The organism is Mesorhizobium sp. M7A.F.Ca.ET.027.03.2.1 (assembly GCF_003999175.1).
Taxonomy (GTDB): domain Bacteria; phylum Pseudomonadota; class Alphaproteobacteria; order Rhizobiales; family Rhizobiaceae; genus Mesorhizobium.
Map to the genome: position 1 here is coordinate 1 of NZ_RZOM01000132.1, position 8843 is coordinate 8843.

The following is an 8843-nucleotide window of genomic DNA, read 5'->3' on the forward strand; positions in this document are numbered from 1 at the left end:
TGCGAAAGGTCACGAGAGGAACGTTCTTTCTGTCGGTCATTGATTTGCTCCCAGGCCAAAGTGGTACGGTGCATTTTTCGGTTAAACTGAAGCGGCATCGACTTCGGTCGACAGTTCCGGCAGCCTCGCGCCTTGGCGTGGTTGCCTCGGACCGGTCTTGTGCAAGACCGCCCCCGAGCAGGCACGTTTAAAGGCGACGAGCTTCCGCGGAGACGGGGAATTTCGCTCGCGTGCTTTATCGAGCTTTGAGAGGTAGGCATGGTCTGCAACCGTGATTTTGACTGCGTTCTATCGACCGAGTCGCAAGCGCCATGCCAATTGACCCGATGCCTTGGGTTCACTTCGGTTTTTGCAGCAACTTTCGTGTTGTGCAGTAATGCCGGTCGATATTATTGCTCAAGCAGCACTGGAAATTGGGTGCGACTCCGTTCGGCAAACCCGGCCTTTGTCCGAAGCCGGACACGAATGTCGGAAATAGCCAAACGCCAGGATCTGGGGCGGGTTAAGAAACGTTGCCGTGGGCACCGGCTTCAGCACAATTGCGCCACGCGAGCATGGCTCCCAGCGTCAATGCCGTGCAGCAGCGAGACGAAGTCACTGCAGAATATCAACCTCTGCGAAGTCGTTGAAACCCAGCATGTGCGAGCCGTTCGAGGCGCAGATCAAGGCATGCTCGAGGAAGAGCTCGTGCTCTCGGCAGCAAGTGTTGCGACGTCTGACAAGGATCGTCGCGCTTCAAGGAAAAGAACCTGAATGGTGCACGGCTTGTGAAGGCCGGCGCATGGAAATGGCTGGGCTGATCATCCTCCATGAGGGTTGAATGAAGAGCTGGCCCCTATCTCCCTCAGCTGCAACGGGGGGAGGTAGGGCATGTCCGTCTATCGCGCTGGGTAACATTCCTCGGTGAGGCAATAAGGGGGAGCAATTTCTCATTTCGGCAGACACGACCCAGCTCTCCTTTCATGCGCTGATTCCCCCAAGGGAAATCGCGACTCCAGGCTTCCTATGCAGCGAATCGCGGTGCTGTCCGATGTCCGACAATGTCGGATGCGGATCGTAGCTGGGCTAGATCCGTCACTTTGCCTCGATGGTTTCCCACTGGCCTTATATCTGCTTCGCCCCAAATGCGGCGACATAACCTGTGCGGCATCTGTGAATGGATCGACTTCAATCGAGACCTCGGAGGTCCCGATGCGCGAAGGGAGCTTGCCGATATGACGGCCACCATAGCGAACCACGGTCCGGACGACGAGGGGACTTGGATCGGCGGGCCTGCGGCGCTGGGACACCACCGCCTGGCAATCATCGATATCCAGGGCGGCCGTCAGCCGAGGATGCTCCAGGAGGATGGCCGACCTGACTTGGTGCTCGTCTACACGGGTGAGACTTACAACTACCGCGAGCTGCGTCAACAGCTGGCCGGCCTAGTCCATCGCATGAACACGAGCAGTGACACCGAGGTGGTGCTGCACCGCCCCCGCGAGTGGGGCTCTTCGGCGGGTACACTTTTTTCACGAAATCCGTGAATGTTTCTCGCGACATCATCCCGCAATCGGTGGTGCAGCGGGTGAAGAGCCCGTATCCGGCTATCCAGAATGCCGCCTACGACAAAATACTACGTACGCGGTTCACTGCGATGCTGGACGACCTAGTGCCGGCAGTGGCACCGCTGTTGTCCGTCGACAGGTCCCGCGCTTGCTCGGTGCGACCAACAACCTTAAGCGCTAGGGCGTAACCTGACCCTGCAAGATCTCCTCACCGACTATAAGGTGCGCCTCACGATCTGAGACGATGGGACAGGATGGCTAAGGAGGTGCGCCGTCTTGCATGCCCCGCCACCGAGGCGAACCCTCTTGGCTACGCGCGCCACAGCGACGCTCCATATCGTCAGGCCTGCGTCTCATGCTCAGATGAGCCGGTATTTGGCTCTCTCATCAGCAAACCGAGAGAGCCCATGCCAAGACGGAAGCAAGCAAGACGAACGAGCGTCAGAGATATCCTGCGCCTGACCCATAAACAGGGCAGTCCGGTGGGCCAGGTGGCAGAGCAACTGAGGTTCGGCAAGACTTCGGCTTCCACCTATCTGCGGGCGCTGGAGACGGGCTGTCGTGCAGGCCCTGCATGCGGCTTTGAGGACGATGCGATGTTGAAACACCGTCTGTTGCGCCGAATCGGCCGTCGGCCACACGTTGGGTCGTCATCAGGTTCTCGACAGCTTGCCGGTGTCAAATCCAAACCGTGGTCGGCGATCCCCACCAGGGTGGGAAGGCAGCGCTGATATAGCCGAACGTCGATCAAGTCACGATCAACTATTGCCTCATGTCACATGCCCTGCGGGACTGAAAAACGGAGAAGAACATGTGCGATGCAAAACTGAAGACCGTGCTTTCGCTTTTTTCGCCGGTGGCCAGCAAATTAGATGCTCTCTCGTCCAACGGACCAGCGACGGATGCAAATTGCGTTAAGCTAAATACGAACGAGAACCCGTTTCCGTTGCCGAAGAGCGTAATGCAAAGTGCAATTGCTGCGATCGAACACCAGTATCTTTATCCGGAAGACGACAATCTCAGCTTAAGGGCAGCTGCCTCCGATGCTTACGGATTTTCCAAAGATCAGGTGATTGCCGGCAACGGTTCGTCGGAGCTGCTCGGACTCATCTACAGAGCTTTCCTCGCCCCAGGAGATAGAGTGGCGATGCTGTCGCCCGGATTTTCGTTCAACCGTAAACTTGCCATGTTGCAGGGTGCCGAGTTTCTCGAAATCGCATCGAGCGAAGCTCATCCCCTGCCGATAGAAAAACTGCTGTCCGGCCCCGCAAAAGACGCGAAGTTCATTCTGTTGGCTAATCCGAACAATCCGACCGGAACATTCGTGCCGGTGGCCGAAATCGAACGCCTTGTGGAGCAAGCAGATCGCTTGGTCGTCTTGGATGAGGCCTACGTTGACTTCGCACCCGACAATGCCCTGCGCCTCGTCAATAGACATCCGAATCTTTTGATCTTGAGGACTTTTTCAAAGAGCTATGCTGCTGCTGGCGTGCGAGTCGGCTTCGGTTTCGGTCACCCAGAAATCATTGGCAGGCTGCGCAACATCCAGAATGTCTTCAACATGAACGTGATCGGGCAGGCGGTCGGGAAAAGCATTCTTGCGCATCGCCACGCCTACGAAGAGAACCACAGGCACATCAAGCATGAACGACAGCGAGTGACCCTGGCGCTGTTGCAACTTGGCTTTTCCGTAACACCCTCCCACGCAAACTTTTTGCTGGCCCGTGTGCCGGCGGGACAGGAGGGCTCATGCTGGCAAGCCGCGTTGAAAGAGCAGGCGATCCTCATCGCCAGCTTTCCTGACGTAGATTTGAAGAACTGTATTCGCGTCAGCATTGGCACCACAGAGCAGATGGACAAATTCCTTGCTGCCGCCAAACGCGTCTGTATGAGCTTTAAGAAGAATCGCGGTGTGCACAAGCATTAAGTCAATTCACATTAAGCGCCAAGTAATAGGTGCTGATATGTCGCCAGCTATGATGATTAGCGAATAAATAATAGGTAATTTGGAGAACAATTAATTGAAGAAAATTTCCGCTTCGGGCCTGACCTTCGGCATCTTCGATCATCTGGACGAAAACGGCGATGACATCGCACAACAATATGCAGATCGGCTGAGCCTAGCAGAAGCGTGCGATGGCTATGGCTTTTATGCGTATCATCTCGCCGAGCACCACTGTACGCCGCATGGCAGAGGTCCATCACCGAATTTGTTCTTAGCGAGCGTCGCCCAGCGAACCCGCAGTCTTCGTGTTGGTCCCATGGTAATGCTACTTGCGCTCTATCATCCGCTGCGTGCCTTCGAGGAGATCTGCATGCTTGATCAGTTGAGCGGCGGCAGGCTTGAACTCGGCATAGGGCGCGGCTCTGCTCCCACTGAATTGGGATACTTCGGGGTTGCTGTAGAAGCAGCACCAGAACAGTATGCGGAGGCCAGTGAGATTCTCATCAATGCGATGAAAGGCGGGACGCTTTCTTATCAGGGCCGCCACTTTGAGTTGAAAGATGTTCCGCTGACGTTGAGACCTCACCAATATCCCCATCCGCCGACATGGATCGCCACCAATCGACCCGAGCCGGCTAGCTGGGCCGCTGCGAATGGGGCAAACATCGCCTGCGTCGGACCTTCCACTTCTGTTCGCAGCGTTACCGACGCGTTCCGCGCCGCCCGAATTCACGATGCTGACATTGGCCAGCAAGCGCCATTTCTTGGATTGCTCCGAATGGTGGTGATAGGGCGTTCTGAAACAGATGCGTATTTGCTCGCAGCACCTGCCTATGAACGATGGCTCAATAGCTTCAAATTTCTATACGAACTAAATGCCATTTCCACTCCACCAAACTTGCCTTTGAACTTCGATGCAGCAATTGAAAGTGAATTGTGCGTCGTGGGAACGGCAGATTCTGTCCGAAAAGCTCTCCTTGATCAGCTGGAAGAGGCAGGTGCTAATTATCTTCTGTGTCAACTGGCATTTGGGGATTTGCCGCTGGATGCCTCACTATACACCGCATCGGCCATTCGATCCGAAATCATGGCTCGAGTTGCCGCATCGTGAATCCGTCGTGTGATTGGAGGAGCAGCGGCAGCGCTGCTCCTCATTGCGAAACGGTTGTGGGGGCCGGACTCCTGTCAGGTGTAAACCATTGGAGCACGTCCTATCTGATCCAGGTCATATCCTGCGGCTTTGAAGTAGTTGGCACATTCGGCTGGGGTGAAGAGGTCGACGACCGCGCCGAGGCCTTGCCCCTCTGATCTAATCCGGTTTGAAGTTCGTTCTGGCCCATCCAGAGGATCAGGACATGAAACGCAGCCGCTTCTCTGAAGAGCAGATCATCGGAATTTTGAAGAAACACGAGGCCGGGGTATCGGTTGGCGATCTGTGCCGCAAGCACGGGGTCAGCGACGCCTCGATCTACAATTGGAAGGCCCGCTTCGGCGGGATGGATGTCACCGAGGCTCGGCGACCTGAAGGGCTGGAGGACGAGAACACGCGCCTGAAGCGGCTTCTGGCCGACGCCATGCTCGACAATGCCGCGTTGAAGGACCTTGTGGGAAAGAAATGGTGACGCCCGCCGCCAAGCGGAAAGCTGTCGCTCGCCTGAAGGAAGGCTTCGGGATGAGCAAACGGCGGGCGTGTAAAGCCATCGGCTGTTGCCGCATGACGGTTCGCTACCAGACCAGCAGGCCGGACGACCGGGAGGTTCGCGAGCGGATGAAGGCGATCGCGCAGGAGCGTCGCCGGTTCGGCTACCGGCGTCTTCTCGTGATGCTGAGGCGGGAGGGCCTGGTCGTGAACCACAAGAAGCTGTTCCGGCTCTATCGGGAGGAGAAGCTCGCCGTTCGCCGCCGTGGCGGCCGCAAGCGGGCGATCGGGACCAGGGCGCCAATGCTGGTGCCGCTGAGGCCCGACGAGTGCTGGTCGCTCGACTTCGTATCGGACCAGCTCACCGACGGGCGCCGCTTCCGCATCCTGGCCGTCGTCGACGACTGCACGAGACAGTGCCTGGCACTCATCGTTGATACGTCTCTCTCGGGCATGCGGGTTGCCCGCGAATTGGACCGGCTCATCACTAGCGCGGCCGGCCCAGGATGATCGTCAGCGACAATGGCAGCGAGTTCACCTCGAACGCCATCCTCTCCTGGGCGGATCAGAACCGCGTCGAATGGCATTACATTGCGCCCGGCAAGCCGATGCAGAATGGCTTCATCGAGAGCTTCAACGGCCGACTGCGCGATGAACTGCTCAACGAGACGCTGTTCACCTCGCTGGCTCAGGCGCGCGTAGCCATCGCCCTGTGGCACGCCGACTACAACACCGCGCGGCCGCACTCCCAAATCGCCTGGCAGACCCCGGCCAAGTTCGCCAGCACCTTCAATCCGCGACGGTCGCTCGCGCTGCGCTATGCCAAAGGCTCCGCGCCAGCGCCCGTCGCTTCACCCGCCCAGCAGGGCACAACCCACGCCGGAAACGAACTCAAAACTGCTGGGGCAACGTCAGTCCCATAGAGCCTTGATGGTCGGCCTTTGCTCGCAGCAGCGCCTTAGGTTGGGCGAAGGCGTTCTCAATCGGATTGAAGTCGGGACTGTAGGGCGGCAGGTAGAGCAGGCTCGCCTGCGGCCTCAATCGCGCCGCGCAGGGTTCTCCAGGCGGATGTCGCCAATGTCAAATTTGCTGGCATCCATGTCGCCCTCGCTTTCTGGTTCGAGATCGGAAAATCGCCGAATAATCAGCACATCAACCTGCGCCTGAAGGAGCTCACTGCCACTTTCGGCTGGCGGGGTGTGCCGCCCCACAATTAGAATGTCAATTGTCGTGCCAACCGCACAAGCGAAGGCCAGAAAGCCAACATGTGTTCTGCGGCTTAATTAAGAGTCAGCCGATGTCGGCCGAACATCACCTTGTCTCGAAGTCGACGATCCGACAGCAGATTGCGAAAGTTGGCGCGATGCGAAACAAACTGCTGAAGCGCTCAACTTTTATTGATCACGCGTGTTGGACGCGACGCACTCCCGTTCCAATCGGGCTGCGCGCAAATTCTCCCGGTTCACAAAACTGAGTCGCTGGAGTAGTGGGGGCGCAGAGAAATCTCCGGTCGCAGCCTTACCCGGTCAAAACAAGGATACCAATGATGAAGACTCTCGCCGTCTGCTCTGGCGGATTGGACTCCGTTTCCCTTGCTCACATGGTGGCAGCGGAGCACGAACTCACCGGCCTTCTATCTTTCGACTATGGCCAACGGCACAGGAAGGAATTGGGCTTCGCCGCTCTTTGCGCGCAGCGACTGAAGGTCCCGCACCAGATCATCGACATCGGCGAAATTGGCCGTGGCCTTTCCGGCTCAGCGCTGACTAGCAGTATCGACGTGCCGGACGGCCACTACGCCGAAGACACGATGAAGATTACGGTGGTGCCGAACCGCAATGCCATCATGTTGGCAATCGCCTTCGGTCTCGCCGCCGCCCACAGCGCCGAAGCGGTGGCGGCGGCCGTGCATGGTGGGGACCATTTCATCTATCCCGATTGCCGTCCGGCCTTCATTGAAGCTTTCCAGACAATGCAAGACCGCGCGCTCGACGGCTATGCGCAGATACGCCTCTATGCACCGTATGTGAATCTCGGAAAAGCTGACATTGTTGCGGATGGCGCAAGATACGGCACCCCGTTTGCTGAGACCTGGTCCTGTTACAAGGGCGGCGTGCGTCACTGCGGACGATGCGGGACCTGCGTCGAGCGGCGCGAAGCGTTCCATCTCGCCGGGCACGCTGATCCCACCGACTACGAGGACGCCGATTTCTGGCTTGAGGCGCTGCGCAGGAGGCGCGCGTAATGTTCCACATCACCAAGGAATTCCACTTCTCGGCCTCGCATCAGCTCACCTCCTTGCCTCCCAACCATCAATGCGCGCGCCTGCACGGGCATAACTATGTCGTCGTAGTGGAGCTGTCGGCCAAGGAACTGGACGCCCACGGCTTCGTGCGCGACTATCACGATCTGGCGCCGCTCAAACGCTACATTGACGAGAGCTTCGACCATCGGCACCTCAACGACGTGCTGGGACATGAGAAGGTCACGGCGGAATGCCTGGCCAGACATTTCTATGAATGGTGCAAGGCACGTCTGCCGCAGACCGCGGCCGTGCGCGTTAGCGAAACACCGAAAACTTGGGCGGAATACCGTCCGTGACCGACATGCATCCCGCAATCCGTGTGAGCGAGATATTCGGGCCGACTATCCAGGGCGAGGGCGTGCTCATCGGCTTGCCGACGGTGTTCATCAGAACCGGCGGATGTGATTATCGCTGTTCATGGTGCGACAGCCTTCACGCGGTGGACAATCAGTATCGCCATGAATGGCTACCGATGCCGATCGATGCCGTGTGGCAAACCGTCCATGCGCTTTCCGGCGGCAGGCCGGTTATGGTCTCCTTGTCAGGCGGCAACCCGGCCATTCAGCCGTTCGGTCCCCTCATAGAACGCGGCCATCGCGAGGGCTATCGTTTTGCACTGGAAACGCAGGGTTCCGTGGTGAGGGAGTGGTTTGCGGATCTTGACGTGCTGACCCTTAGCCCAAAGCCGCCGTCCAGCGAGATGACCACCCGTTGGGCTGCGTTTGATGCATGCCTCGAAGCGGCGCAAGAGAAGCCGCAAATCGTGCTCAAGCTCGTCGTTTTCGACGAGAGTGACTATGCCTACGCCAAAGAAGTCGCGGCGAGATATCCGCACCTTCCGATCTATCTGCAACCCGGCAATCACACGCCGCCGCGCCCTGGCAGTGAAGACGCCTCTGTCGACTTGGACGGAATAATGATGCGAATGGAATGGCTTGTCGAAAGGGTGACTAGCGACAGGTGGTTCGAAGCCCGCGTGTTGCCGCAGCTGCACGTTCTGCTTTGGGGTAACAAGAGGGCGGTCTAGTCTGCGGCTTGCGTCGCACCGGAAGGCCGGGCTCCAACGGCTTGGCAGGCTCTCTTCGCGTGCCGAGTACAGCCGAGCTTTGTTCGCGTCAGCGGTCTCGCGATTGTGCGGCTGGAAACCGCCCGGACACCCCGCTGCCGGCGTGTGTCACCTTGACTCCGATGAGCTGTCGTCACGCAAAGTTGAAATCCGCAAGAACTGGCCTTCTCGCCCCACCTGCTCCGTCGCAAGCACGTCATCCCCTCATCCTTGTCCAGCTCTTATCGATGTATCTCATTGTCCGGCCTGACGCACGACTGTCAGCATGGGAATGCATCCATTGCGCAAATGCCTTCCATAAAGAAGATCGATTTCCTCACTGGCCCAACGTGAAATATAGC

At 58.0% G+C, this 8843-nt stretch carries 7 protein-coding genes and 2 pseudogenes; 7 read left to right on the forward strand and 2 right to left on the reverse strand.

All coding sequences use genetic code 11. The features are described from left to right. The first annotated feature begins 1214 nt into the window (after positions 1-1214). The 4 genes and pseudogenes from EN750_RS08585 to EN750_RS08600 all read left to right on the forward strand — a co-directional run bounded on the left by EN750_RS08585 (position 1215) and on the right by EN750_RS08600 (position 6054). The gene (locus EN750_RS08585) at positions 1215-1526 is read left to right on the forward strand and encodes a hypothetical protein (RefSeq protein WP_206437555.1); all 312 of its coding nucleotides are present in this window, start codon (positions 1215-1217) and stop codon (positions 1524-1526) included. A gap of 832 nt (positions 1527-2358) precedes the next feature. Then, positions 2359-3474: a histidinol-phosphate transaminase gene (hisC, locus tag EN750_RS08590; protein WP_126063823.1), complete on the forward strand. Its 1116-nt coding sequence runs from the start codon at positions 2359-2361 to the stop codon at positions 3472-3474. 94 nt (positions 3475-3568) lie between these two features. After that, entirely contained in the window at positions 3569-4603 is a 1035-nt protein-coding gene (locus EN750_RS08595; RefSeq protein WP_095484287.1) for an LLM class flavin-dependent oxidoreductase, read from the forward strand. A gap of 244 nt (positions 4604-4847) precedes the next feature. Beyond that, positions 4848-6054, forward strand: a pseudogene (locus EN750_RS08600) (IS3 family transposase). Between the two features lie 13 nt (positions 6055-6067). Here the strand turns inward: EN750_RS08600 and EN750_RS08605 are convergent. Then, a pseudogene (locus tag EN750_RS08605) lies at positions 6068-6185 on the reverse strand (transposase); the annotation flags it as partial. Next, positions 6169-6342 carry a hypothetical protein gene (locus EN750_RS39335; RefSeq protein ID WP_167512160.1) on the reverse strand — a complete coding sequence of 58 codons (174 nt, stop codon included), beginning with the start codon at positions 6340-6342 and terminating at the stop codon, positions 6169-6171. The gene EN750_RS39335 and the pseudogene EN750_RS08605, both read right to left, overlap by 17 nt. Positions 6343-6677: 335 nt before the next feature. Here EN750_RS39335 and queC point away from each other — a divergent pair, with 335 nt between their 5' ends. From queC to queE, 3 genes are read left to right on the forward strand one after another with little or no spacing between them, the layout of a single operon-like run. Beyond that, positions 6678-7376: a 7-cyano-7-deazaguanine synthase QueC gene (queC, locus tag EN750_RS08610; RefSeq protein ID WP_063170389.1), complete on the forward strand. Its 699-nt coding sequence runs from the start codon at positions 6678-6680 to the stop codon at positions 7374-7376. Then, positions 7376-7732 carry a 6-carboxytetrahydropterin synthase QueD gene (gene queD / locus EN750_RS08615; RefSeq protein ID WP_126063824.1) on the forward strand — a complete coding sequence of 119 codons (357 nt, stop codon included), beginning with the start codon at positions 7376-7378 and terminating at the stop codon, positions 7730-7732. Before queC ends, queD begins: the two co-directional genes overlap by 1 nt. 5 nt (positions 7733-7737) lie before the next feature. Then, on the forward strand, positions 7738-8463 hold the full coding sequence (queE, locus tag EN750_RS08620; protein WP_164752747.1) for a 7-carboxy-7-deazaguanine synthase QueE: 726 nt from the start codon (positions 7738-7740) through the stop codon (positions 8461-8463). Positions 8464-8843 lie beyond the last annotated feature (380 nt).

Excerpts from the sequence above, each read along its gene's own strand:
- hisC (WP_126063823.1), top strand. The coding sequence starts at position 2,359 with ATGTGCGATGCAAAACTGAAGACCGTGCTTTCGCTTTTTTCGCCGGTG.
- EN750_RS08585 (WP_206437555.1), top strand. The coding sequence starts at position 1,215 with ATGACGGCCACCATAGCGAACCACGGTCCGGACGACGAGGGGACTTGG.
- queE (WP_164752747.1), top strand. The coding sequence starts at position 7,738 with ATGCATCCCGCAATCCGTGTGAGCGAGATATTCGGGCCGACTATCCAG.
- queD (WP_126063824.1), top strand. The coding sequence starts at position 7,376 with ATGTTCCACATCACCAAGGAATTCCACTTCTCGGCCTCGCATCAGCTC.
- queC (WP_063170389.1), top strand. The coding sequence starts at position 6,678 with ATGAAGACTCTCGCCGTCTGCTCTGGCGGATTGGACTCCGTTTCCCTT.